The sequence below is a fragment of the Streptomyces sp. NPDC042336 genome, from assembly GCF_055581985.1.
This window is the reverse complement of sequence record NZ_JBVJEA010000028.1, coordinates 16,816-39,707: the sequence shown is the minus strand read 5'-3', so window position 1 is coordinate 39,707 and position 22,892 is coordinate 16,816. Positions and strand designations below refer to the sequence as shown.

The following is a 22,892-nucleotide window of genomic DNA, read 5'->3' as shown; positions in this document are numbered from 1 at the left end:
CGCTCGATGCAGGATCGCTAGGGCCCCCGTTGTGTAGCGGCCTAGCACGCCGCCCTCTCAAGGCGGTAGCGCCGGTTCGAATCCGGTCGGGGGTACGAACTGGTCTAAACCACATTGGTCTATGGTGTAATTGGCAGCACGACTGATTCTGGTTCAGTTAGTCTAGGTTCGAGTCCTGGTAGACCAGCTCGGATCTGCGGCGATGCAGTATGGAACGCCCGCAAGATCCATGCCCCCGTTGTGTAGCGGCCTAGCACGCCGCCCTCTCAAGGCGGTAGCGCCGGTTCGAATCCGGTCGGGGGTACGCGAGTCCCAAGGGGGCTTCCGCTGAGGCGGGAGCCCCCTTGGGCGTTCACTCGATGCCGTACCGCCGTGCCGACTCCTCCTCCTGCGCCAGCCGGTGCAGGGCCCGCAGCACCGGCTGGAAGAGCACCGCCGCCGCGACCGCCATCTCGACCTTCTCCGCCTCCGAGGCGTGGGTCTCCATGAAGTCCAGGTCCCGCCGGGCCACCTGCATCATCAACTCGCCGTAGGGCGCCATCAGTTCCGCGTCCCACGGATAGCCGAGCCGGCGCAGCGCCGCCACCGCCACCACCAGCGAGCGGTGCACGGGGGAGAGCGGCGCCAACTCCCGGGAAGTCTCCCAGCCCAGCAGTCCCAGCAGTCGGTCCACCTCGACGCGCGCGGCGGCCACCGCCGGGTCGGCCTCGTCCGGCTCGGCGTCCTGCGGCAGCGCCCACAGCGCCGCGCCCAGCCGGACGGTACGGCCCAGGGAATCGTCGTCGACGTGCCCCAGCACCTCCCGGGCCGTCGCCACCGGCACCTTGCCGACCTGGATCAGCGCCCGCACCAGCCGCAGCCGGCGCAGATGGTCCTCGTCGTACTCGGCGGTGGTCGCGTTGATCTGCCGGCCCGGCGGCAACAGTCCTTCCCGCAGGTAGTACTTGATCGTCGCGGTGGACACCCCGCTGTGCCTGCTCAGGTCGGACAGTCGCATCCCTTGCGCCCCTTCTCGGATAGCGCAACTATCTAATCAGGGCTGCTTGGACAGTGCGGCTCACCAACACGGGGAGGCGTCATGCCGGGCAAGTCCGCGATCGCGACCCGCACCACCGCAGCCGCCGAGGGCGAGGTCACCGTCCTGCTGATCGGCATGCGGATCAACCACTTCTGGGCCGTGCACCACTGGATGCCGGTCCTCCTCGCCATGCCGCGCATGCTCCGCGAGCTGGCGAAGGACCCCGAGCGGGGACTGCTGGGCCACGTCCTGCTGACGGCCTCGCCACGGACGTACTACGTCGTCCAGTACTGGGAGTCCAAGGAGAAGCTCTACCGCTACGCCCACTCGCCCGACATGTTCCACCACCGGGCCTGGGCGGTCATCAACCGCAAGGAACGCAAGGGCAAGGTGCGCGGCCACGTGGGGCTGTGGCACGAGGCGTACGTCGTGCCCGAGGGGTCGTACGAGTCGATCTACGCGGACATGCCGCCCTTCGGGCTCGCGGCGGCGCACGGACAGGTGCCGCTCGAACGGCGCGGCAGGCGCGCCCAGGACCGCTTCGCGCACCGGTCGCGGAAGAGTGCGCGGGAGGCGGCGGGGGAGACCGGGGAGAAGCCGGCGGACGAGCGGGCCGTCGCCCCGGAGGGGACGCCGGGGAAAGCTACCGACGGGGTCTGAGGACGGCGCGGGGCCCGCCGCGGCGTTGAGGCGGGCCCGCTGACCGGTCAGAGGTGTCCTGCGATGGTCAGCCGTTGCGGCGCAGCGCTTCGGAGAGGCGGCCGGCGGCGTCGATGATCGCCTGCGCGTGCATACGGCCGGGGTGGCGGGTGAGGCGCTCGATGGGCCCCGAGACGGACACGGCGGCCACCACGCGGTTGGAGGGGCCGCGCACCGGTGCGGAGACGGACGCGACGCCGGGCTCCCGCTCGCCGATGGACTGGGCCCAGCCCCGGCGGCGCACTCCGGACAGCGCCGTCGCCGTGAAGCGGGCGCCCTGGAGGCCGCGGTGGAGGCGCTCCGGCTCCTCCCAGGCCATCAGGATCTGCGCCGAGGAGCCGGCCTTCATGGTGAGCGTGGAGCCGACCGGGACCGTGTCCCTCAGGCCCGACAGGCGCTCGGCCGCGGCCACGCAGATGCGCATGTCGCCCTGGCGGCGGTAGAGCTGGGCGCTCTCGCCGGTGACGTCGCGCAGGTGGGTGAGGACCGGGCCCGCCGTGGCGAGCAGGCGGTCCTCGCCGGCCGCCGCGGCCAGCTCGGCAAGGCGCGGGCCGAGGATGAAACGGCCCTGCATGTCGCGCGCCACCATACGGTGGTGTTCCAGCGCCACGGCCAGGCGGTGGGCCGTGGGTCGTGCCAGTCCGGTCGCACCGACCAACCCCGCGAGGGTGGCCGGGCCGGACTCCAGAGCGCTCAGGACGAGGGCCGCCTTGTCCAGAACGCCGACGCCGCTACTGTTGTCCATGAAACGATACTCCCGTCTCACTCTGTGAAACGCAAGTTCAATTTTCCGTGGAACCCGCCACTCTTGATGGCACGAAGTCACAACGGCCCGTGACGAGAGGGCCTGGTGGCGGTTGCCCGGAAACACAGGGGTGCGGGCGCCGCTTCCCCAAGATCACTAGTTGGGTCGGCGCTTCGTCGCCGACCGAAGGGAAAGCGATGGGTAGGACACTCGCGGAGAAGGTCTGGGACGACCACGTCGTCCGGCGCGCCGAGGGCGAGCCCGACCTCCTCTTCATCGATCTGCACCTGCTGCACGAGGTGACCAGCCCGCAGGCCTTCGACGGCCTCCGCAAGAGCGGTCGCCCGGTGCGGCGGCTCGACCTGACCATCGCCACCGAGGACCACAACACCCCGACGCTCGACATCGACAAGCCCATCGCGGACCCGGTCTCCCGGGTCCAGCTGGAGACGCTCCGCAAGAACTGCGCGGACTTCGGCGTCCGGCTGCACCCGCTGGGGGACGTCGAGCAGGGCGTCGTGCACGTCGTCGGCCCGCAGCTGGGTCTGACCCAGCCCGGCACCACCGTGGTCTGCGGTGACTCGCACACCTCCACGCACGGCGCCTTCGGCGCGCTGGCGTTCGGCATCGGCACCTCGCAGGTCGAGCACGTGCTGGCCACCCAGACGCTGCCCATGGCCCGCCCGAAGACCATGGCGATCACGGTCAACGGCGAACTGCCCGACGCCGTCACCGCCAAGGACCTGATCCTGGCGATCATCGCGAAGATCGGTACGGGCGGCGGCCAGGGCTACATCCTGGAGTACCGCGGCGAGGCCATCGAGAAGCTCTCGATGGAGGCCCGCATGACCATCTGCAACATGTCGATCGAGGCCGGCGCCCGCGCGGGCATGATCGCCCCCGACGAAACCACCTTCGCCTACCTCCAGGGCCGCCCGCACGCCCCCGAGGGCGCCGACTGGGACGCGGCGGTCGCGTACTGGAAGACGCTGCGCACGGACGACGACGCCGAGTTCGACGCCGAGGTGGTCATCGAGGCCGCCGAGCTGGCACCGTTCGTCACCTGGGGCACCAACCCCGGCCAGGGCGCGCCGCTTTCCGCGGCCGTCCCCGACCCGGCTTCGTACGAGGACGCCTCGGAGCGCTTCGCCGCCGAAAAGGCCCTGGAGTACATGGGCTTGGAGGCGGGGCAGCCGCTGCGCTCCATCAAGGTGGACACCGTCTTCGTAGGCTCCTGCACCAACGGCCGCATCGAGGACCTGCGCGCCGCCGCCGAGATCGTCCGGGACCGCAAAGTCGCCGACGGCGTACGCATGCTGGTCGTTCCGGGCTCCGCGCGGGTCGGTCTCCAGGCCGTCTCCGAGGGCCTGGACGTGGTCTTCAAGGAGGCCGGCGCCGAATGGCGGCACGCGGGCTGCTCGATGTGCCTGGGCATGAACCCGGACCAGCTGGCCCCGGGTGAGCGCTCCGCGTCCACCTCCAACCGCAACTTCGAGGGGCGCCAGGGCAAGGGCGGCCGCACCCATCTGGTGTCGCCGCAGGTCGCGGCCGCGACGGCGGTCCTGGGCCACCTGGCCTCCCCGGCCGACCTGTCCGCCGCCGACGTCCCCACGCCCGCTGGAGTCTGAGAGTCATGGAAGCGTTCACCAAGCACACCGGCCGGGCCGTCCCGCTGCGCCGCAGCAACGTCGACACCGACCAGATCATCCCCGCCCACTGGCTCAAGAAGGTGACCCGGGACGGGTTCGAGGACGGGCTCTTCGAGGCCTGGCGCAAGAACCCGGAGTTCGTGCTCAACCGGCCCGAGCGCGCGGGCGCCACCGTCCTGGTCGCCGGCCCCGACTTCGGCACCGGCTCCTCCCGCGAGCACGCCGTCTGGGCGCTGCAGAACTACGGCTTCAAGACCGTGATCTCCTCCCGCTTCGCCGACATCTTCCGCGGCAACTCGCTGAAGAACGGCCTGCTCACGGTGGTCCTGGACCAGAAGACCGTGGACGCGCTGTGGGAGCTGGTGGAGCAGGACCCGCAGGCCGAGATCACCGTCGACCTGGAGGCCCGCGAGGTCCGCGCCGAGGGCGTCACCGCCTCCTTCGAGCTGGACGAGAACTCCCGCTGGCGGCTGCTGAACGGGCTGGACGACATCTCGATCACCCTCCAGAACGAGGCGGACATCGCCGCGTACGAGGCGAAGCGCCCGTCGTTCAAGCCGCAGACCGTCCAGGTCTGATCAGCCGGAGCCCGCACGAGCCTCCCCGGGGCTCCGCAAGGTCGAGTTTCGGCCACCCGGAACCCCCGCCGTACCCCCGATCAGCCCGATCGGGGGTACGGCCGTTTTTGGATCCGTCCGCTCCCGCCCGTGCCGGATGTGACGCACAACTTCCCACGTTAGAGGCGTTGTTGCCGGGGTACGCAGGTTGTCGAGGACCGGCTCCCGAGTGCGCCAGGAAGGCCGTTCGAGGCGGCAGTTGCCCCCTGCGCAGGCGACAACTCGCCCCAGATGGCACAATCTGTGCATGGAACACGACGGCCAACTCGAGCTCTATACGGCGGTCGCGGTCCGGCTCAAGGAAGCGCACACAAGAGTGCGCGCACTGCAAGTCCCGGAGGGCGTACGGATGGCGCTGACCCGGAAGCTGCTGGTCATTACGGCCGCGGCCAAACACGATCTCGCCGGTGCGGCAAGGCGCCTGGATCGGTTCACCGCCGACCTCGACGCGGGGCGATTCCCCGAAGAGGAAGGCTGAACCGGCCGGCACGGCCCGAGTCCGTTGCGGCACAAGGGTGATTAGCCCGTTTCGTGTTTGATTTGCGGTATATATCTGCCTAACGTGCGAAAAAGCTTGAACACATACGTTCTGGCGATGTCTCCGAAGGGGAAGACGTGAACAAGGCGCAGCTCGTAGAAGCGATTGCCGACAAGCTGGGCGGTCGGCAGCAGGCCGCCGACGCTGTCGACGCGGTCCTGGACGCCCTCGTCCGTGCCGTCGTCGCGGGCGACCGGGTCTCGGTCACCGGCTTCGGTTCCTTCGAGAAGGTCGACCGCCCGGCCCGCTATGCCCGCAACCCTCAGACGGGCGAGCGGGTTCGGGTCAAGAAGACCTCCGTGCCGCGCTTCCGCGCGGGCCAGGGCTTCAAGGACCTGGTGAGCGGCTCGAAGAAGCTTCCGAAGAACGACATCGCGGTCAAGAAGGCCCCCAAGGGCAGCCTGTCCGGCCCGCCGCCCACCATCTCCAAGGCCGCGGGCAAGAAGGCCGCCGCCAAGAAGGCCACGGGCGCCGCGAAGAAGACCACGGGCGCGGCCAAGAAGACGTCCGCGGCGGCGAAGAAGACGACCGCGAAGAAGACCACCGGGGCGGCGAAGACCACGGCGAAGAAGACCACCGCCAAGAAGTCCGCGGCCAAGAGCACCACGGCGGCGGCGAAGAAGACCGCCGCCAAGAAGGCCCCCGCGAAGAAGGCGACCGCCAAGAAGGCCCCGGCCAAGAAGTCGACGGCCCGCAAGACCACCGCCAAGAAGGCCACCGCCCGCAAGAAGTAGCAGGCGGCAGCCCGCAGCGGCGGGCCACCGGGCACAGGGCACTCACGCGCCGGGCCGGACTCCTCCTGGAGTCCGGCCCGCGGCGTGTCCGGGACCCCGCGGGAGGGCCCCGCGGATCAGAACGTCTGCAGCGTCACCAGCGTGATCCGGCGACCGGCGCCCGCGCCCGTTTCCGTCTCCTCGGTCTCGATCCGCACCCGCTGCCCGGGCCGCAGCAGCCTGAGACCCCCCGCGTCGAACGCCGCCGCGTCGAAGGGCACGGGCGTGCCGTCGTCGAGCAGCACCTGCCCGCTGCGGCTGGCGGGGTCGTACGTGTACGCGGTCGCCTGCATGCCGGCAGCCTACTGCCCGGCGATCAGCAGCCGCGCAGCCACCGCGGCCGTATGGGGCCCCACCCCGAGCGCCAGCGCGGAGCGGAGATCACCGCCGGTGTCGACGTCCTGCCGTACGGAATCCACCGCGCCGGGGCGCAGTTCCACCGCGCCGGACGCCCGGTGGCGGGCGCGTGAATCCGTACCGAAAGCGGGGGCCAATTCACGGCCCGGCGCCGCGGCCAGCAAGGTGGTGCCGATTCCGGCGGCGTCCGGGAGAAAAGCACGCGGGAATTGCGTGGCCGCGGCCAGTACCCGCGCCAATTCGGCCGGCCGCAGTGCGGGGAGATCGGCGTTGAGCGCGGCCACCGGGCACTCCGGCCGGGCCGCCCGTACCACGGCCGCCCCGTGCGCCAGCGCGGCGTTGAGGCCGCCGCCCGGCTCGTCGGCGACGACGCCCGCGCCGAGCGCCGCCAGCTCCCGTCCGGCCCGCGCGTCGTCCGTGACGACTGCCACATCCGCGACCGCCGGGCAGGCCAGCGCGGCTGCCACGGTGTCCTGTGCGAACGCCAGCGCGAGCCCCGGGCGCACCCCGTCGTCCGCGGTGTCCGCCAGCCTGCTCTTGGCCCGGGCCAAGGGCTTCACGGGTACGACCAAGATCCACTGCACGAGCGTTCCGTCCTTCTCTCGTCGCCGTCATTGTCACCTGCGAGACCTGGCGGTTCACTCTTCGGGGCGTACGGTGTTCTCGACAGACGGGCGGCCCGGGGCGACACTTGTCCGGCCCCAGGCCCTGGAGGAAAGGTGTCAGCGTGCCCCGCCGCAGAATCGGCTTCTGGTACCGCTTGGCCGCGGTGATCTGCAAACCGCCGCTGGTGGTTCTGATCAAGCGGGACTGGCGGGGAATGGAGAACATTCCGGCCGAGGGCGGATTTATCACCGCCGTGAACCACAATTCGCACGTCGACCCCTTCGCGTACGCGCACTATCAGTACAACACCGGACGCGTCCCGCGATTCCTGGCCAAGAGCGGCCTTTTCAAGAAGGGCTTCGTCGGCGCCGCGATGCGGGGGACCGGCCAGATCCCCGTCTACCGCGAGAGCACCGACGCGCTGAGCGCCTTCCGGGCCGCGATCGACGCCGTGGAGCGCGGCGAGTGCGTTGCGTTCTACCCCGAGGGCACCCTCACCCGCGACCCGGACGGCTGGCCCATGACCGCCAAGACCGGTGCCGCGCGCGTCGCCCTGCAGACCAAGTGCCCGGTGATCCCGGTCGCCCAGTGGGGCTGCAACGAACTGCTGCCGCCGTACGCCAAGAAGCCGAACCTCCTGCCGCGCAAGACCCACCAGGTGCTGGCCGGTCCGCCGGTCGACCTGTCGCGGTTCTACGACAAGGAGATGACCACGGAGGTGCTGAAGGAGGCCACCGAGGTCATCATGGCCGCCGTCACCCGCCAGCTGGAGGAGATCCGCGGCGAGAAGGCGCCCGAAACCCCCTACGACCCGCGCCGCGAGCGCATCGAGCAGCGGCGCCGCACGCAGGCGCAGTCGGCACGGGCGCAGTCGGCGCGGACACGGACGCAGGGACCGCAGGCAGAAGCAGAAGGGCAGAGCACGTGAGCAAGCCGGTCAGGGCGGCCGTCTTCGGCACCGGATCCTGGGGCACCGCCTTCGGCACGGTCCTCGCCGACGCGGGCTGCGAGGTCACCCTGTGGGGGCGCCGCGCCGCACTCGCCGACGCCGTCAACTCCACCCGCACCAACCCGGACTACCTGCCCGGCGTCGAGCTGCCCGAGAACCTGCGGGCCACCACCGACGCCGCCGAGGCCGCCCGGGACGCCGACTTCACCGTCCTCGCCGTCCCCTCCCAGACGCTGCGCGCGGGCCTCGCGGACTGGACGCCGCTGCTGGCGCCCGGCACCGTCCTGGTGTCGCTGATGAAGGGCGTCGAACTCGGCTCCGCGATGCGGATGAGCGAGGTGATCGGGGACGTCGCCAAGGTCGGCCCCGAGCGCATCGCCGTGGTCACCGGACCCAATCTGGCCCGGGAGATCGCCGCCCGCATGCCCGCCGCCGCCGTCGTCGCCTGCCCCGACGAGTCCGTCGCCCAGCGCCTCCAGGCCGCCTGCCACACGCCGTACTTCCGCCCCTACACCAACACCGACGTCGTCGGCTGCGAACTGGGCGGCGCCGTGAAGAACGTGATCGGGCTCGCCGTCGGCATCGCGGACGGCATGGGCCTGGGCGACAACGCCAAGGGCTCCCTCATCACCCGCGGCCTCGCCGAGACCACCCGCCTCGGAGTCGCCCTCGGCGCCGACCCGCTGACCTTCTCCGGCCTGGCCGGACTCGGCGACCTGGTGGCGACCTGCTCCTCGCCGCTGTCCCGCAACCACACCTTCGGCACCAACCTCGGCAAGGGCATGACCCTGGAGGAGACCATCGCGGTCACCAAGCAGACCGCCGAGGGCGTCAAGTCCTGCGAGTCGGTGCTGGACCTGGCCCGCAGACACGGCGTCGACATGCCGATCACCGAGACGGTCGTCGCCATCGTGCACGAGGGCAAGTCCCCGGTGGTCGCCGTGAAGGAACTGATGTCGCGCAGCGCGAAGCCCGAACGACGCTGAGCGACGCCCGGCCGGCCCCGTAGCGGAACCGGCCCCGATCCCCGTCCGCCACCCGCGCCACCCGCGCCACGCGGCCCCGCCGACGCTGTCTCGAGGCACCGCGGGCGGGTACTCTCAACGCGATATGAGCACCGAGAACCTCCCCCAGAGCCCTGAGCAGAGCCCGGAGCGGCCGCCCCGCAAGCCGCGTGTGGCCGTCGTGTTCGGCGGGCGCAGCTCCGAACACGGGATCTCCGTGGTCACCGCCGGCGCCGTCCTCGCGGCCATCGACCGGACGCGCTACGACGTCCTGCCGATCGGCATCACCAGGGACGGCCGCTGGGCCCTCACCGCCGACGAACCGGAACGCATGGCGATCACCGAACGCCGTACGCCCGACGTCGAGGAGCTGGCCGAGTCGACCGAGGGCGGCGTCCTGCTGCCCGTCGACCCCGCCAACCGCGAGGTCGTCTACAGCGAACCGGGCTCGGTGCCCAAGGCGCTGGGCGAGGTCGACGTCGTCTTCCCCGTGCTGCACGGCCCCTACGGCGAGGACGGCACCCTCCAGGGCCTGCTGGAGCTGTCCGGTGTGCCCTACGTCGGCGCGGGCGTGCTCGCCTCCGCCGTCGGCCAGGACAAGGAGTACATGAAGGCGGTCTTCACCTCCTACGGGCTGAAGGTCGGCCCGTACGTGGTGGTCCGGCCCCGCGAGTGGGAGCAGGACCGTTCCGGCGCCCGCAAGAAGATCGTCGACTTCGCCGGCGAGCACGGCTGGCCGCTGTTCGTGAAGCCCGCGCGCGCGGGATCCTCCATCGGCATCACCAAGGTCGACGACCTCGCGGACCTCGACGAGGCGATCGAGGAGGCCCGGCGGCACGACCCGAAGATCCTGGTCGAGGCGGCGCTGCGGGGCCGGGAGATCGAGTGCGGGGTGCTGGAGTTCGAGGACGGCCCCCGGGCCTCCGTCCCCGCCGAGATCCCGCCGCCCTCCCAGCACGCGTACTACGACTTCGAGGCGAAGTACATCGACTCGACCCCCGGCATCGTGCCGGCCCCGCTGACGGCCGAGGAGACCGCCGAGGTGCAGCGCCTCGCCGTGGCGGCGTTCGACGCGGCCTCCTGCGAAGGGCTGGTGCGCGCGGACTTCTTCCTCACCGAGGACGACGAGTTCGTGATCAACGAGATCAACACCATGCCCGGCTTCACGCCGATCTCCATGTACCCGCAGATGTGGCAGGCGAGCGGCGTGGGCTACCCGGAACTGGTGGACCGGCTGGTCCAGGCGGCGCTGCGGCGGCCCACGGGACTGCGCTGACGCCGCCCGTCCCGTCCGGCCCGGTACACCGAGAAGGCGATCCCCTCGGGGGTCGCCTTCTCGCAGTATGATCAGCGGGTTTTCCTGTCCGGGCCGGGAACCGCCGCCGACTCGCTGTCGTCTGCTGAGGAGCAGCCCGCCGCGGCGGTCGACAGGGCGAGCGCGAGCGGGCGGCAAGCAGACGGCGAATGGGCGCGGAGAGGCTAGAGATGGACGACCGGACAGGTCAGGGTGCGGGTGATGCCGTCCACTTGCTGGACCTTGGCGACCACCATGCGACCCAGTTCGTCGACGGTGTCGGACTGGGCGCGGACGATGACGTCGTAAGGTCCTGTCACGTCCTCGGCCTGGATCACCCCAGGGAGCTTGCTGATCGTCTCGGCGACGGTCGACGCCTTGCCGACCTCCGTCTGGATCAGGATGTACGCCTGTACCACGGAACCTCCAGAGCGGCCACGAGGATCATGTGGGGAAAAGGAACGCCACGGTATCGCGTAGCCGCTCTCCACGGGGAGACCCGCGGGCCGCGGACCTCGCGCGTCGGGGTGCCCGAGGAACACGAGTTGACGATCACGCCGACCGTGGCGACGGTCCTTTCGACCGTAACGAGGACAGAGATGACGCGCGACCGGGCACGGACACGGACAGGGACGGAAGGGGAGCCAAGGCGATGAAGGGCACTGTTGGTGAGCTGGGGGAGTTCGGGCTCATCAGGGAGCTCACCTCCCGTCTCACCACCACCCCCGCGGTCCGGGTCGGACCCGGCGACGACGCCGCGGTGGTGGCCGCGCCGGACCGCAGGGTGGTGGCCAGCACCGACATCCTCGTCGAGGGGCGGCACTTCCGCCGGGACTGGTCCACCGCGTACGACGTGGGCCGCAAGGCGGCGGCACAGAACCTGGCCGACATCGCCGCCATGGGCGCCGTGCCGACCGCGCTGCTGCTCGGCCTGGTCGTGCCCGCCGAACTGCCGGTGACCTGGCCGACCGAGCTGATGGACGGGCTGCGCGACGAGTGCCAGGTCGCGGGCGCCTCCGTGGTCGGCGGCGACGTGGTGCGCGGCGACACCATCACCGTCTCCATCACCGCCCTCGGCGACCTGCGCAACCAGGAACCGGTCACCCGGGGCGGCGCCCAGCCCGGCGACCTCGTCGCGGTGACCGGCTGGCTGGGCTGGTCCGCCGCCGGGTTCGCCGTCCTCTCCCGCGGCTTCCGCTCGCCGCGCGCCTTCGTCGAGGCGCACCGCCGCCCCGAGCCGCCGTACCACGCGGGTCCGGCCGCCGCGGGCCTGGGCGCCACCGCCATGTGCGACGTGAGCGACGGACTGATCGCCGACCTGGGGCACATCGCCGAGGCCAGCAAGGTCCGGATCGACGTGCGCTCCGGGCAGATCGACATCCCGTCCCAGATGAACGACATCGGGCAGGCCGTCGGCGTCGACCCCATGCAGTGGGTGCTCACCGGGGGAGAGGACCACGCGATCGTGGCGACCTTCCCGCCGGACGTGAAGCTGCCCGCCCGCTGGAAGGTCATCGGCGAGGTCCTCAACCCGTCCGCGCTGCCGCAGGTGACCGTGGACGGGGCGCCCTGGACCAGCAAGGGCGGCTGGGACCACTTCGGCGGGGACGTGGAGTCGTGACCGCACCGCCCCTGGTCCTCACCGTGGCGGGCTCCGACTCCGGCGGCGGCGCCGGCATCCAGGCCGACCTCAAGACGATGCTCGCCCTCGGTGCCCACGGCATGAGCGTCCTCACCGCGGTCACCGCGCAGAACTCCCGCGGTGTGCAGGGCGCCTGGGAACTGCCCGTGGACGCGGTGCGCGCCCAGTACCGCAGCGTCGTGGACGACATCGGCGTGCGGGCGGTCAAGACCGGGATGCTCTCCTCCGCCGAACTCGTCGAGACCGTCGCCGAGTTGCTCGCCGGCACCGACGCCCCGGCCGTCGTCGACCCGGTCGGCGTCTCCAAGCACGGGGACGCGCTGCTGGCCGCCTCGGCCCTGGAGTCGGTCCGCACCAGGCTCCTCCCGGTCGCCACCGTCGCCACGCCCAACCTCGACGAGGTCGCCCAACTCACCGGCGTACGCGTGGAGTCCGACACCGACCTGCGCCGGGCCGCGGACGCCGTGCTGGAGTACGGGCCGCGTTGGGTGCTGATCAAGGGCGGCCATCTGGCCGGAGACGCCGTCGACCTGCTCACCGACGGCTCCGAGGAGCACTGGCTGCGCGCCCCCCGCCTCGACAACCGGCACACGCACGGCACGGGCTGCACCCTCGCCTCGGCGGTGGCCTGCGGGCTGGCGAAGGGGCAGTCGGTGCCTCAGGCGATGAGAGCGGCCAAGGAGTACGTCACCGGGGCGATCGCGGCCGGGTTCCCGCTCGGCGGCGGCATCGGACCGGTGGACCACGGCTGGGCGCTCAGGCGGGATACTCCCTGAGCTCGATGCCGGTGGCCGCCTTCTCCGTCAGCCGCTTGAAGAAGCCCGCCATCAGACGGTGGCTGAGCAGCCGGTACATGCGGTCGCGGCTGCGGATACGGCGCTCGGTGGGCGGGGCGAAGAACGGGCCCGCGTTGCCGGAGATCTTCTGGCAGCCCTTGGCGAAGTCCCGGATCCGCGTCTCGTACTCGGCGAACGCGGTGCGGTGGTCGCCGCCGGCCAGGGCGAGTTCCCCGGCGAGGACGTGGGCGCCGACGATCGCGACGCCGGTGCCCATGCCGCCCATGGTGGCGCCGTACCCGGCGTCGCCGAGCAGGGCGACGCGCCCCTTGGTGAGCCGGTCGACGTGGATCTGCGCGATCGCGTCGAAGTACAGGTCGTCGGCCTCCTCCAGCGCCTTCAGCACGGCCGGGGCCTCCCAGCCCATCCCCGCGAACCGCTCCCGCAGGAGCCGCTTCTGCGCGGCCAGGTCTCCGCGGTCGTACGTCAACTGCTCCGAGCGGAAGACCAGCAGGGCGCCCGCGCGCTCCGGGTCGCCGTCGTAGTTGCCGACGCAGACCGCGCGGCCGGGCTCGCTGTACAGGCGGCCGGTGCGGTCGAGCCCCAGGTGGTTGGGGATGCCGAAGCCGGCCACGTAGTGGTCCTGGAAGCGCAGGTACCGGGACTCGTCGCCGAAGACCAGGCGGCGGGTGCGCGAGTGCAGGCCGTCGGCGCCGACGACGAGGTCGAAGCGGCGGGGCGCGCCGTGCTCGAAGGTGACGTCCACCGCTTCCCCGGTGTCGGTGAGCGTGTCGACCGAGTCGCCGAAGACGTACTCGACGGTGTCCTCGGTGCGCTCGTGCAGGATCTTCGCCAGTTCGCCGCGGAAGATCTCGACGTCCCCGCTCATCATCTCCGCCGGCAGGTCCACGCGCGGCGTGCCGTCGGCGTCGACGACGCTCTGGCGGCCCATGTGGGTCTGGCGGGCGTGGATCTCGTCCCAGACGCCCATGGCGGTGAGGACCCTCCGGTGCACCTGGCCCCGGAAGTCGACGGCGAAGCCGTCCTCGCGCAGCGCGGGTGCCTTCTCGACGACGGTGACCCGGGCGCCGTAGCGGGCGAGGCAGAGCGCGAGGGCGGGCCCGGCGACGCCGGCGCCGGAGACGAGGACGGTGAGGTGGCCGAGGCGGTGTGTGTTCGTCATGGCAACGAGCCTCGACGTGCACGCTGACCGTTCGCCCACCGTCCGCTGACCGCGGTCTGACGGGGCCGACAGGGCTGACCGGGGGGGCGCGGGTCCGTCCAGGGGGCGGCGGCACGAGGTGTGCGCCTGGCGCGGGCCGGCCGTCGGCGGCCCGGGCGGCCGGTGCCTACCGCTCGCCCACCGCCGCCGCCCGCAACCCCCGCCCCCGCTCGAAGGCGCGGTCGTACTCCTCGGGGGTGAGCCGGGCGCGGACCTCCCGCTCGGCGCGGACGGCGTCCGGGTCGCCCGGGGCCGGGGCGCCGCGCAGAGCCGTGGCGGCGCCGAGCAGTTCGGCGGCGCGCTCCGGGGCCGGGGCGACGAGGGCCAGGGACTCGGCGACCTCCGCGAGGGCGAGCACGCCGGGGGAGTCGAGGGCGAGCACCCGGGCTTGCTCCAGCCAGTCGGCGGCGGTCCCCGCGTCGCCCTCCGAGGCGGCCGTACGGCCCAGGCCCACCAGGATGCGGACCGACTCGCCCGTGCTGAACCAGTTGTCGGCGCACAACCGCAGCGCGTTCTCGTACTCCACGCGCGCGCGTGCCGTGTCGCCGCAGAGCCGGGCCACGTCGCCCAGGCCCCGCCGGGCGCTCGCCACCTTGTCATCGGCCCCCACCGTGCGGGCGAGCGCGGCGGAGTGCGTGAAGTGCCTGGCGGCCTCCTCGGCCTCCCCCCGGTGCAGCAGCACGAGCGCGCGCGAGCGCAGCAGATCGGCGGTCTCCTCGGGCGACTCCAGCTCCCGGACGTGTGCCAGGCCCTCGTCGAGCAGTTCGAGGGCCCGGTCGTACGCGCCGCGCCGGTTGGCGAAGCCGCCCAGCGGGTCGAGGCAGTTGGCCATGCCCCAGCGGTCCCCGGTGGCCCGGAAGCCCTCCAGGGACCGGGCGAAGGCGGCCTCCGCCTCGGCGGCCCGGCCCCGGAACAACTCCTGGTATCCGATGCCCATGTCGAGCAGGGCGAGCCCCCAGGGCCCCTTCCCGACCTGCATCCTCGGCAGGGCGTCCGCCACGAGCACGGGCCCGCAGGTGAGCGAGTGCAGGACGACCGCGAACGGCAGCCGCAGCGGCCGGTCCAGGGACGCCATCAACGCCGACACCCGCGCGACCCGCCCGGCCTCGGCCGGGTCGCCGTCCTCCTCCCCGGAGACCGCGTTCATCGCGCACAGCGCGTACTCCTCGGCCAGTCCCTCGGGCGGCTCCTCGCCGACCGCCGCCAGCAGCGCGCGGGCCCGCGGAACCTGTTCGCCGTGCAGACCCCGCAGCCAGTGGAACCAGGTCAGGGCGGCCATGAGCCGCAGCGCCTGGTGCGGGGCGGTGTCCGTCAGGTGCCGCTGGGCCGCGCCCAGATTGCCCAGCTCGGCGGCGAGCCGGGCCAGCCAGGGCAACTGGCCGCCGGTGCGCAGGTGCGGCTCCGCCCGCTCGGCCAGGTCCAGGAAGTACGCCGCGTGCGCGTCGCGCAGCCCGTCACGGCCGGTCAGGTCCTCGGCCGCGAACGCGCGCAGGGTCTCCAGCATCCGGTAGCGGCCCTCGGGGAGGTGCTCCAGGAGCGACTTCTCCACGAGCGAGGCCAGCAGGTCCTCCGGGTGCGGCACCCCGCACACCGCCTCCACGGCCTCCAGCGTGGCGCCCCCGGTGAAGACCGTCAGCCGCCGGGCCAGCTCCCGTTCCTCCTCGTCCAGCAGCTCCCAGCTCCACTCGACGACGGCGCGCAGTGTGCGGTGACGGGGCGCCTTGGAGCGGTCACCCCGGCTGAGCAGCCGGAAGCGGTCGTCCAGGCGGTCGGCCAGCTCGTCCGGACCGAGGGTGCGCAGCCGGGCCGCGGCCAGCTCGATGGCCAGGGGCAGTCCGTCCAGGGCCGCGCAGATCTCCGGCACGCGCGCGTGGCCGTCGAAACCGGGACGCACCGCACGGGCGCGTTCCAGGAACAGTTCGGCCGACGGGCGCGGCGACAGCGGCGGAACGGGCACCAGGGCCTCGCCGGTGATCCCGAGGCTCTCCCGGCTGGTGGCGAGGATCCGTACGCCCCGGCAGGCGCCCAGCAGCAGCGCCGCCAGCGCGGCGGCCGCGTCGACCAGGTGCTCGCAGTTGTCGAGCACGAGCAGCGCCTCGCGGTCCTCCAGGGCGGTCAGCAGCCGCTCGGTGGCGTCCACGCCCGCGGCGCGGAAACCCTCGCGCACACCGAGCGCGGTGAGCACGGCGTACGGGATCTGCCCGCCGTCGGTCAGGGGCGCCAGCTCGACGAAGCAGACGTCCGCGGGGGAGTCCGGAGTGCCGCACCGGCTGGCCGCCTCGATCGCGAGCCGGGTCTTGCCGGTGCCGCCGGGACCGGTGAGCGTGACCAGACGCGCGTCGGCGAACAGGGCGGTGATCCGGTCCAGCTCGGTGTCCCGGCCGACACAGCGGGTCAGCTGGGCGGGCAGTCGGGGCCGGCGCGGGGCGGCGGCGGGGTGGCCCCGCAGCAGTTCGCCGTGGAGGGCGGACAGCTCGGGCGAGGGATCGGCGCCGAGCTGCTCGGCCAGCGTGCGCCGCGCCTCCTCGTACACCGTCAGTGCCTCGGCCGGCCGCCCGCTCGCGTGCAGGGCCCGCATCAGCTGCCCGTACAGCCGCTCGCTCAAGGGGTACGCCGACAGCAGCCCCCGCAGCTCGGGCACCAGCTCGGCGCCGCCACCGAGTGCCAGATCCGCCTCGACGCGGTCCTGTACGGCGGCCAGCCGCAGCTCCGTGAGCCGGGCCGCCTCGGCGGGCGCCTCCGGCAGGTCGGGCAGCGCGGGACCGCGCCACAGCGCGAGCGCCTCGCGCGACACGGCCGCCGCGCGCGCGTGGTCACCGGCGGCGAGAGCGGTCCGCCCCTCAGTGCACAGACGTTCGAATATATGGCTGTCGACGGATTCGGGCGGTGTGACGACGCGGTAGCCGGCGCCGCCGCCCTCGACGGACGTGTGCGGAGCCAGCCGCACGCGAAGGCGCGAGATCTGCGACTGGAGGGCGTTCGCGGCACCGGCGGGCGGCTCACCGCCGTACAGGCCGTCGATCAGCCGGGCCGCGGGGACCGTGCGGCCGGCGTCGAGGAGCAGGAGGGTCAGCAGCGCGCGGGGCCGGGGGCCGCCGGGGTCGACGGGGGTGCCGTCGTCGGTGCGGATGTCCAGGGGGCCGAGAATCCCGAAGCGCATTCCCGGGATTCTGGCACGACGGAGAAGGACCGCACGGAGAAGGAGGACCGCACGGACGAGGGGACAGCACGGAGAACGGGACCGCACGGCGGGGAATCCCGGCACGGCAAAAAGCCGGCCCACACGAGGTGGACCGGCTCCCTACAGCGGACCAGGCAGTGGCCGCGCGCTCAGCTGATGCGTCAGCGCGAGACCTTGCCGGCCTTGATGCACGAGGTGCAAGCGTTCACGCGCTTCGGCGTCCCGCCCACCACGGTACGCACACGCTGGATGTTCGGGTTCCAGCGACGGGACGTACGGCGGTGCGAGTGCGAGATGTTGTTGCCGAAGCCCGGCCCCTTGCCGCAGACGTCGCAGTTGGCAGCCACGGGTCACTCCAAAGACTTCAGATGCACTTACGGTTGATCCCGGCATGCCGGGATCAAGCTCTCGAAGCCGCGAACGGTCCGGGATCTGAGTGGCGGTGCCAGGGGGAGAGCCCGATCGGGATCGGGCAACCGGAGCAGCATACAACGGCTGCTCCCGTACAACGAAACTACCACGGCAGCTCAGGGGCCCGTCCCGGCCCTCTTCCGGTGGGCCGGGTCCCCGAGGTCTACGCTGCCAGCCACGTCCGCAGCTCAGGGAGGCGCAGGTGGCGCAGGTACCGCAGAGGTTCTTCGACGCTCTGGCGGTGCGTACCTGGTGCGGTCTGTCGCTGCGCGCGCTGGGGCAGGCGCGCGAGGAGATCGACGCGATCAACGTCTACCCCGTCGCCGACGGGGACACCGGCACGAACCTCTACCTGACCGTCGAGTCCGCCGTCGCCGCCGTGGAGGCCGTCTTCGCGGCGCACGAGGTGGACGAGGGACGCCGGGACGCGGGCGAGGCTCCCCGGGACGCGGACGACGGGCCCTCGCTGGCCGACGCCGTGGGCGCCATGGCGCACGGCGCGCTGATCGGCGCGCGGGGCAACTCCGGCACGATCCTCGCGCAGCTGCTGCGCGGCATGGCCCAGGTGCTCGCCGCGCGGGGTGACTGCGCCCACACCGAAGGCGCCGGACTGCGGCTGGCCCTGCGGCATGCCGCCGGATCCGCCCGGCAGGCCGTGGCCCACCCGGTCGAGGGCACCGTGCTGACCGTCGCCTCGGCCGCCGCCGACGCGGCCGGCGGCACCGAGGGCGGCTGCGCCGAGGTGGCCCGCGCCGCCTACGAGGGTGCCCGCGCGGCGCTCGCCGCCACCCCGGGTCAGCTGGCCGTCCTGGAGCGCGCCGGAGTGGTCGACGCGGGCGGGCACGGACTGGTGACGGTCCTCGGGGCCCTGGTGGAGACGTTCACGGGCCGGGCGCCGGGTCCGGCCGCGGTGCCGCACGCGCGCGCGGAGCACGGCGGCGAGGACCGCGCGGGCGGGTGCGTGGTCGGCGGGTGCGCGGCGGCCCAGGAGCACACCACGCGGGAGGAGCACGCCGCCGACCTGGCCGGGAGCGGTCCCGCGTTCGAGGTGATCTACCTTCTGGAGGCCGGGGACGCGGCCGTGGCCCGCCTGCGGCAACGGCTCGACGCCCTCGGGGACTCGCTCGTCGTCGTCGGCGGCGACGGCCTGTGGAACGTCCACGTGCATGTCGACGACGCGGGCGCCGCAGTGGAGGCGGGCGTCGAGGCCGGGCGGCCGCATCGGATCCGCATCACCCACTTCGGGCACGACGACGCGCACACCACCAAGGCCGAGCGCCCGCCCCGGGAGCGCACCCAGCGCGCCGTGGTGGCCGTCGTCCCGGGGGAGGGGCTGGCGGCGCTGTACGCCGAGGCCGGCGCGACCACCCTCCTCGCGCGCCCCGGGGAACCGCCCGCGAGCGGTGAACTGGTCCAGGCCGTCCGGCGGGCACACGCGTGCGAGGTGGTGCTGCTGCCCAACGACGCCGAGCTGCGCCACACCGCCGCCGCCGCGGCCGAGCAGGCCCGCGCCGAGGGCATCCGCGTCGCCCTCATCCCGACCCGCTCCGCGGTCCAGGGCATCGCCGCGCTCGCCGTGCACGAGCCCGAGCGGCGCTTCGACGAGGACGTGGTGGCGATGACCTCGGCGGCCGGCGCCACCCGGCACGCCGAGGTCACCGTCGCCGAGCGCCAGTCCTGGACCACGGCCGGCATCTGCCAGGCCGGTGACGTGCTCGGCCTCATCGACGGCGACGTGGCCGTGATCGGCGCGGACGTCGCACAGGTCGCCGCGACCGTCCTGGACCGCATGCTGTCGGCCGGCGGCGAGCTGGTCACCCTGGTCCTCGGCGACGAGGCGCCCCCGGCCGTCGCCGACCACCTGGAGGCCCGCGTCCGGGAGGCCTACCTCGCTGTCGACACGGTGGTCTACCGGGGCGGCCGGCAGGGCGCCCTGCTGCTGGTCGGCGTGGAGTAAGGGGGGCAGGCGGACCAGGAGGGCCGGGAGGAGGCCGGTACGGCGCTCCCCTGGGCCGTTGTCAGTGGCGTGGTGTGCAATGGATCTCGTGCCCGCACTGCGAGAACCCCTGAAGAAGGTCCTCGGCCCCGCCACCGCGAAGGTGATGGCCGAGCACCTCGGCCTGCACACCGTCGGCGACCTCCTCCACCACTACCCCAGGAGATACGAGGAGCGCGGTCAGCTCACCCACCTCGCCGACCTCCCCATGGACGAGCACGTCACCGTGGTCGCCCAGGTCGCCGACGCCCGGCTGCACACCTTCGCCTCCTCGAAGGCCCCGCGCGGCAAGGGACAGCGCCTCGAAGTCACCATCACGGACGGCAGCGGCCGCCTCCAACTGGTCTTCTTCGGCAACGGCGTCCACAAACCCCACAAGGAACTGCTGCCGGGCACCCGCGCGATGTTCGCCGGCAAGGTCTCCGTCTTCAACCGCCGACTGCAACTGGCCCACCCGGCGTACGAGTTGCTGCGCGGTGACACCGAAGGCGAGGAGACCGTCGAGTCCTGGGCGGGCGCCCTCATCCCCCTCTACCCGGCCACCGCCAAGCTGGAGTCCTGGAAGCTCGCCAAGGCGATCCAGACGGTGCTGCCCAGTGCCCAGGAGGCCGTCGACCCGCTCCCCGGCTCCCTGCGCGAGGGCCGGGGCCTGGTCTCCCTGCCCGAGGCCCTCCTCAAGATCCACCGCCCGCACACCAAGGCCGACATCGAGGACGCCCGCGCCCGCCTGAAGTGGGACGAGGCCTTCGTCCTCCAAGTGGCCCTCGCCCGCCGCCGCCACGCCGAGACCCAGCTCCCCGCCGTCCCCAGGAAGCCCGGCGCCGACGGGCTGCTCACCGCCTTCGACGACCGTCTCCCCTTCACCCTCACCGACGGCCAGCAGAAGGTCTCCCGGGAGATCTTCGACGACCTCGCCACCGACCACCCGATGCACCGGCTGCTCCAGGGCGAGGTGGGCAGCGGCAAGACCCTGGTCGCCCTGCGCGCCATGCTCGCCGTCGTCGACTCGGGCGGGCAGGCCGTGATGCTGGCGCCCACCGAGGTGCTCGCCCAGCAGCACCACCGGTCGGTCGTCGAGATGATGGGCGAGCTGGCCGAGGGCGGGATGCTGGGCGGCGCCGAGCACGCCACCAAGGTCGTGCTGCTGACCGGCTCCATGGGCGCCGCCGCCCGCCGGCACGCCCTGCTCGACCTGGCCACCGGCGAGGCGGGCATCGTCATCGGCACCCACGCGCTGATCGAGGACAAGGTCCAGTTCCACGACCTCGGCCTGGTCGTCGTGGACGAGCAGCACCGCTTCGGCGTCGAGCAGCGCGACGCCCTGCGCGGCAAGGGCAAGCAGCCCCCGCACCTGCTCGTCATGACCGCCACGCCCATCCCGCGCACCGTCGCGATGACCGTCTTCGGCGACCTGGAGACCTCCGTCCTTGACCAGCTCCCGGCCGGCCGGTCCCCGATCGCCAGCCACGTCGTCCCGGCCGCCGACAAACCCCACTTCCTCGCCCGCGCCTGGGAGCGGGTCCGCGAGGAGGTCTCCAACGGCCACCAGGCGTACGTCGTCTGCCCCCGCATCGGCGACGAGGACGAGGATCCGAAGAAGGGCGCCAAGCAGTCCGGGCAGCCCCCCGGGGGCGATGCCGACAAGCGCCCCCCGCTGGCCGTCCTCGACGTCGCCGAGGGACTGGCCAAGGGACCACTCCAAGGGCTCAGGGTCGAGGTCCTGCACGGCAGGATGCAGCCCGACGACAAGGACGCGGTGATGCGCCGCTTCGCCGCCGGGGAGACCGACGTCCTGGTCGCCACCACTGTCATCGAGGTCGGCGTGAACGTCCCCAACGCCACCGCGATGGTGATCATGGACGCCGACCGCTTCGGCGTCTCCCAGCTGCACCAGCTGCGCGGCCGGGTCGGGCGCGGTTCCGCTCCCGGCCTGTGCCTGCTGGTCAGCGAGATGCCCGAGGCGAGCGCGGCCCGCCAGCGGCTGAACGCGGTCGCGAGCACCCGCGACGGCTTCGAGCTCTCCCGCATCGACCTCGAACAGCGCCGCGAGGGCGACGTGCTCGGCCAGGCCCAGTCCGGCGCCCGCACCTCCCTGCGCGTGCTCGCCGTCATCGAGGACGAGGAGATCATCGCGGAGGCGAGGCAGGAGGCGGCGGCCGTCGTCGCCGCCGACCCCGAGCTGACCGGTCTGCCGGGGCTGCGCACGGCCCTGGAGGCACTGCTGGACGAGGAGCGGGAGCAGTACCTGGAGAAGGGCTGAGAGACTGGCAGCGGACACCGTCCCTCCACCCGAGCACACCGACAAGGACCCAGAAATGACCCGCGTGATCGCCGGCAAGGCCGGCGGACGTCGACTGGCCGTCCCGCCGGGAACCGGCACCCGTCCCACCTCCGACCGCGCGCGCGAGGGCCTGTTCTCCACCTGGCAGTCCCTGCTCGGCGGCCCGCTGGACGGCGAGCGGGTCCTCGACCTGTACGCGGGTTCCGGCGCCGTCGGCCTGGAGGCGCTCTCGCGGGGCGCGGGGCACGTCCTGCTCGTCGAGGCCGACGCCCGTGCCGCCCGCACGGTCCGGGAGAACGTCACGTCCCTCGGTCTGCCCGGCGCCGAGGTCAGGGCGGGCAAAGCGGAACAGATCATCCGCACCCCGGCCCCGGAGGAGCCGTACGACGTCGTCTTCCTGGACCCGCCGTACGCCGTCTCGGACGACGATCTTCGCGAGATCCTGCTCACACTCCGTACGGAGGGGTGGCTCGGGGCGGAAGCGCTCGTCACCGTGGAGCGCAGCACCAGGGGCGGCGAATTCCGCTGGCCGCACGGCTTCGAAGCGATCCGGGCCCGTCGCTACGGCGAGGGAACGTTTTGGTACGGTCGCGCCGCCTCTACGTGCGAAGACGCACGATGACCGGACCGGAGAGCGAGGGAACACAAGTGCGCCGTGCCGTCTGTCCCGGGTCGTTCGACCCGATCACCAACGGACACCTCGACATCATCGCCCGGGCCTCCAGCCTCTATGACGAGGTCTACGTCGCCGTGATGATCAACCAGGCGAAGAAGGGCCTGTTCGAGATCGAGGAGCGGATCGACCTCATCCGCCAGGTCACCGCCGAGTACGGGAACGTCCGCGTCGAGTCCTTCCACGGTCTGCTCGTCGACTTCTGCAAGCAGCGCGAGATCCCCGCCATCGTCAAGGGCCTGCGCGCGGTCAGCGACTTCGACTACGAGCTTCAGATGGCCCAGATGAACAACGGCCTCTCCGGTGTGGAGACCCTCTTCATCCCCACCAACCCCACCTACAGCTTCCTGTCGTCCTCCCTGGTCAAGGAGGTCGCGACCTGGGGCGGCGACGTCGCCCACCTGGTGCCGCCGCTGGTCCTCGACGCCCTCACGGAGCGCCTGAGGAACCGCTGACCGCCC

Annotated in this window: 22 protein-coding genes and 3 tRNA genes; 17 read left to right on the top strand and 8 right to left on the bottom strand. The window is 72.6% G+C overall.

Going from position 1 to position 22,892, the window contains the following annotated elements; genetic code table 11:
* Positions 1-22: 22 nt before the first annotated feature.
* The 3 genes from ACZ6IM_RS36185 (at position 23) to ACZ6IM_RS36175 (ending at position 304) form a co-directional block, all read left to right on the top strand.
* A tRNA-Glu gene (locus ACZ6IM_RS36185) sits at positions 23-95 on the top strand.
* Between the two features lie 20 nt (positions 96-115).
* Positions 116-187: transfer RNA gene (locus tag ACZ6IM_RS36180), tRNA-Gln, on the top strand.
* Positions 188-231: 44 nt separating this feature from the next.
* Positions 232-304 (top strand) — tRNA-Glu (locus tag ACZ6IM_RS36175).
* Positions 305-352: 48 nt separating this feature from the next.
* On the opposite strand, the gene ACZ6IM_RS36170 is transcribed toward ACZ6IM_RS36175, so the two are convergent.
* On the bottom strand, positions 353-997 hold the full coding sequence (locus tag ACZ6IM_RS36170; RefSeq protein WP_052838417.1) for a MerR family transcriptional regulator: 645 nt from the start codon (positions 995-997) through the stop codon (positions 353-355).
* A gap of 81 nt (positions 998-1,078) precedes the next feature.
* Between ACZ6IM_RS36170 and ACZ6IM_RS36165 the strand changes: the two genes are divergently transcribed.
* Positions 1,079-1,678, top strand: coding sequence for a DUF4188 domain-containing protein (locus tag ACZ6IM_RS36165; protein WP_052838416.1), 600 nt, complete (start codon positions 1,079-1,081; stop codon positions 1,676-1,678).
* Positions 1,679-1,745: 67 nt separating this feature from the next.
* Here the strand turns inward: ACZ6IM_RS36165 and ndgR are convergent, their stop codons facing one another.
* Entirely contained in the window at positions 1,746-2,462 is a 717-nt protein-coding gene (gene ndgR, locus ACZ6IM_RS36160) for an IclR family transcriptional regulator NdgR (RefSeq protein WP_011030305.1), read from the bottom strand.
* Positions 2,463-2,659: 197 nt separating this feature from the next.
* Between ndgR and leuC the strand changes: the two genes are divergently transcribed.
* The 4 genes from leuC to ACZ6IM_RS36140 all read left to right on the top strand — a co-directional run bounded on the left by leuC (position 2,660) and on the right by ACZ6IM_RS36140 (position 6,000).
* Positions 2,660-4,090 (top strand): 3-isopropylmalate dehydratase large subunit, encoded by a 1,431-nt coding sequence (gene leuC / locus ACZ6IM_RS36155; protein ID WP_052838415.1) that lies wholly within the window; start codon positions 2,660-2,662, stop codon positions 4,088-4,090.
* Positions 4,091-4,095: 5 nt separating this feature from the next.
* Positions 4,096-4,689 carry a 3-isopropylmalate dehydratase small subunit gene (gene leuD / locus ACZ6IM_RS36150; protein WP_469562692.1) on the top strand — a complete coding sequence of 198 codons (594 nt, stop codon included), beginning with the start codon at positions 4,096-4,098 and terminating at the stop codon, positions 4,687-4,689.
* Between the two features lie 286 nt (positions 4,690-4,975).
* The gene (locus ACZ6IM_RS36145) at positions 4,976-5,206 is read left to right on the top strand and encodes an SCO5555 family protein (RefSeq protein ID WP_052838413.1); all 231 of its coding nucleotides are present in this window, start codon (positions 4,976-4,978) and stop codon (positions 5,204-5,206) included.
* Positions 5,207-5,343: 137 nt separating this feature from the next.
* On the top strand, positions 5,344-6,000 hold the full coding sequence (locus tag ACZ6IM_RS36140) for an HU family DNA-binding protein (RefSeq protein ID WP_031086277.1): 657 nt from the start codon (positions 5,344-5,346) through the stop codon (positions 5,998-6,000).
* A 116-nt stretch (positions 6,001-6,116) separates the two neighbouring features.
* On the opposite strand, the gene ACZ6IM_RS36135 is transcribed toward ACZ6IM_RS36140, so the two are convergent.
* Together ACZ6IM_RS36135 and cofC are read right to left on the bottom strand one after the other, a co-directional pair.
* The gene (locus ACZ6IM_RS36135; RefSeq protein ID WP_052838412.1) at positions 6,117-6,332 is read right to left on the bottom strand and encodes a hypothetical protein; all 216 of its coding nucleotides are present in this window, start codon (positions 6,330-6,332) and stop codon (positions 6,117-6,119) included.
* Positions 6,333-6,341: 9 nt separating this feature from the next.
* Complete coding sequence (cofC, locus tag ACZ6IM_RS36130; RefSeq protein ID WP_052838411.1) at positions 6,342-6,980, bottom strand: 2-phospho-L-lactate guanylyltransferase; 639 nt, start codon at positions 6,978-6,980, stop codon at positions 6,342-6,344.
* A 143-nt stretch (positions 6,981-7,123) separates the two neighbouring features.
* Between cofC and ACZ6IM_RS36125 the strand changes: the two genes are divergently transcribed.
* From ACZ6IM_RS36125 to ACZ6IM_RS36115, 3 genes are all read left to right on the top strand, one after another.
* A complete protein-coding gene (locus tag ACZ6IM_RS36125; protein ID WP_052838410.1) occupies positions 7,124-7,930 on the top strand; it encodes a lysophospholipid acyltransferase family protein in 807 nt (268 codons plus the stop codon).
* Positions 7,927-8,937 (top strand): NAD(P)H-dependent glycerol-3-phosphate dehydrogenase, encoded by a 1,011-nt coding sequence (locus tag ACZ6IM_RS36120; RefSeq protein ID WP_052838409.1) that lies wholly within the window; start codon positions 7,927-7,929, stop codon positions 8,935-8,937. The genes ACZ6IM_RS36125 and ACZ6IM_RS36120 overlap by 4 nt, the downstream gene beginning before the upstream one ends.
* Before the next feature lie 124 nt (positions 8,938-9,061).
* On the top strand, positions 9,062-10,231 hold the full coding sequence (locus tag ACZ6IM_RS36115; RefSeq protein WP_052838408.1) for a D-alanine--D-alanine ligase family protein: 1,170 nt from the start codon (positions 9,062-9,064) through the stop codon (positions 10,229-10,231).
* Positions 10,232-10,434: 203 nt separating this feature from the next.
* On the opposite strand, the gene ACZ6IM_RS36110 is transcribed toward ACZ6IM_RS36115, so the two are convergent.
* Positions 10,435-10,668, bottom strand: a complete 234-nt coding sequence (locus ACZ6IM_RS36110; RefSeq protein ID WP_003973433.1) for an Lrp/AsnC family transcriptional regulator — start codon at positions 10,666-10,668, stop codon at positions 10,435-10,437.
* 233 nt (positions 10,669-10,901) lie between these two features.
* Between ACZ6IM_RS36110 and ACZ6IM_RS36105 the strand changes: the two genes are divergently transcribed.
* Together ACZ6IM_RS36105 and thiD are read left to right on the top strand one after the other, a co-directional pair.
* Positions 10,902-11,870 carry a thiamine-phosphate kinase gene (locus ACZ6IM_RS36105; RefSeq protein WP_052838407.1) on the top strand — a complete coding sequence of 323 codons (969 nt, stop codon included), beginning with the start codon at positions 10,902-10,904 and terminating at the stop codon, positions 11,868-11,870.
* Positions 11,867-12,667, top strand: coding sequence for a bifunctional hydroxymethylpyrimidine kinase/phosphomethylpyrimidine kinase (gene thiD / locus ACZ6IM_RS36100; RefSeq protein WP_469562686.1), 801 nt, complete (start codon positions 11,867-11,869; stop codon positions 12,665-12,667). The genes ACZ6IM_RS36105 and thiD overlap by 4 nt, the downstream gene beginning before the upstream one ends.
* On the opposite strand, the gene ACZ6IM_RS36095 is transcribed toward thiD, so the two are convergent.
* The 3 genes from ACZ6IM_RS36095 to rpmB all read right to left on the bottom strand — a co-directional run bounded on the left by ACZ6IM_RS36095 (position 12,648) and on the right by rpmB (position 17,417).
* On the bottom strand, positions 12,648-13,850 hold the full coding sequence (locus ACZ6IM_RS36095) for an FAD-dependent monooxygenase (RefSeq protein WP_469562684.1): 1,203 nt from the start codon (positions 13,848-13,850) through the stop codon (positions 12,648-12,650). The genes thiD and ACZ6IM_RS36095 overlap by 20 nt on opposite strands.
* 166 nt (positions 13,851-14,016) lie before the next feature.
* The gene (locus ACZ6IM_RS36090) at positions 14,017-17,049 is read right to left on the bottom strand and encodes an ATP-binding protein (protein WP_469562682.1); all 3,033 of its coding nucleotides are present in this window, start codon (positions 17,047-17,049) and stop codon (positions 14,017-14,019) included.
* Positions 17,050-17,231: 182 nt separating this feature from the next.
* Positions 17,232-17,417 carry a 50S ribosomal protein L28 gene (gene rpmB / locus ACZ6IM_RS36085; RefSeq protein WP_003993230.1) on the bottom strand — a complete coding sequence of 62 codons (186 nt, stop codon included), beginning with the start codon at positions 17,415-17,417 and terminating at the stop codon, positions 17,232-17,234.
* A gap of 266 nt (positions 17,418-17,683) precedes the next feature.
* Between rpmB and ACZ6IM_RS36080 the strand changes: the two genes are divergently transcribed.
* From ACZ6IM_RS36080 to coaD, 4 genes are all read left to right on the top strand, one after another.
* Positions 17,684-19,438 (top strand): DAK2 domain-containing protein, encoded by a 1,755-nt coding sequence (locus tag ACZ6IM_RS36080; RefSeq protein WP_469562679.1) that lies wholly within the window; start codon positions 17,684-17,686, stop codon positions 19,436-19,438.
* Between the two features lie 79 nt (positions 19,439-19,517).
* Positions 19,518-21,737, top strand: coding sequence for an ATP-dependent DNA helicase RecG (gene recG, locus ACZ6IM_RS36075; protein WP_052838402.1), 2,220 nt, complete (start codon positions 19,518-19,520; stop codon positions 21,735-21,737).
* Between the two features lie 55 nt (positions 21,738-21,792).
* Entirely contained in the window at positions 21,793-22,380 is a 588-nt protein-coding gene (rsmD, locus tag ACZ6IM_RS36070; protein ID WP_052838401.1) for a 16S rRNA (guanine(966)-N(2))-methyltransferase RsmD, read from the top strand.
* Positions 22,381-22,406: 26 nt separating this feature from the next.
* Complete coding sequence (gene coaD, locus ACZ6IM_RS36065) at positions 22,407-22,886, top strand: pantetheine-phosphate adenylyltransferase (protein WP_052838400.1); 480 nt, start codon at positions 22,407-22,409, stop codon at positions 22,884-22,886.
* Positions 22,887-22,892: the final 6 nt, after the last annotated feature.

Bases quoted from the DNA above. Each gene is read 5' to 3' on its own strand.
- ACZ6IM_RS36170 (WP_052838417.1), bottom strand. From the start codon at position 997: ATGCGACTGTCCGACCTGAGCAGGCACAGCGGGGTGTCCACCGCGACG.
- ACZ6IM_RS36165 (WP_052838416.1), top strand. From the start codon at position 1,079: ATGCCGGGCAAGTCCGCGATCGCGACCCGCACCACCGCAGCCGCCGAG.
- ndgR (WP_011030305.1), bottom strand. From the start codon at position 2,462: ATGGACAACAGTAGCGGCGTCGGCGTTCTGGACAAGGCGGCCCTCGTC.
- leuC (WP_052838415.1), top strand. From the start codon at position 2,660: ATGGGTAGGACACTCGCGGAGAAGGTCTGGGACGACCACGTCGTCCGG.
- leuD (WP_469562692.1), top strand. From the start codon at position 4,096: ATGGAAGCGTTCACCAAGCACACCGGCCGGGCCGTCCCGCTGCGCCGC.
- ACZ6IM_RS36145 (WP_052838413.1), top strand. From the start codon at position 4,976: ATGGAACACGACGGCCAACTCGAGCTCTATACGGCGGTCGCGGTCCGG.
- ACZ6IM_RS36135 (WP_052838412.1), bottom strand. From the start codon at position 6,332: ATGCAGGCGACCGCGTACACGTACGACCCCGCCAGCCGCAGCGGGCAG.
- ACZ6IM_RS36115 (WP_052838408.1), top strand. From the start codon at position 9,062: ATGAGCACCGAGAACCTCCCCCAGAGCCCTGAGCAGAGCCCGGAGCGG.
- ACZ6IM_RS36105 (WP_052838407.1), top strand. From the start codon at position 10,902: ATGAAGGGCACTGTTGGTGAGCTGGGGGAGTTCGGGCTCATCAGGGAG.
- ACZ6IM_RS36095 (WP_469562684.1), bottom strand. From the start codon at position 13,850: ATGACGAACACACACCGCCTCGGCCACCTCACCGTCCTCGTCTCCGGC.
- ACZ6IM_RS36090 (WP_469562682.1), bottom strand. From the start codon at position 17,049: ATGCGCTTCGGGATTCTCGGCCCCCTGGACATCCGCACCGACGACGGC.
- recG (WP_052838402.1), top strand. From the start codon at position 19,518: ATGGATCTCGTGCCCGCACTGCGAGAACCCCTGAAGAAGGTCCTCGGC.
- rsmD (WP_052838401.1), top strand. From the start codon at position 21,793: ATGACCCGCGTGATCGCCGGCAAGGCCGGCGGACGTCGACTGGCCGTC.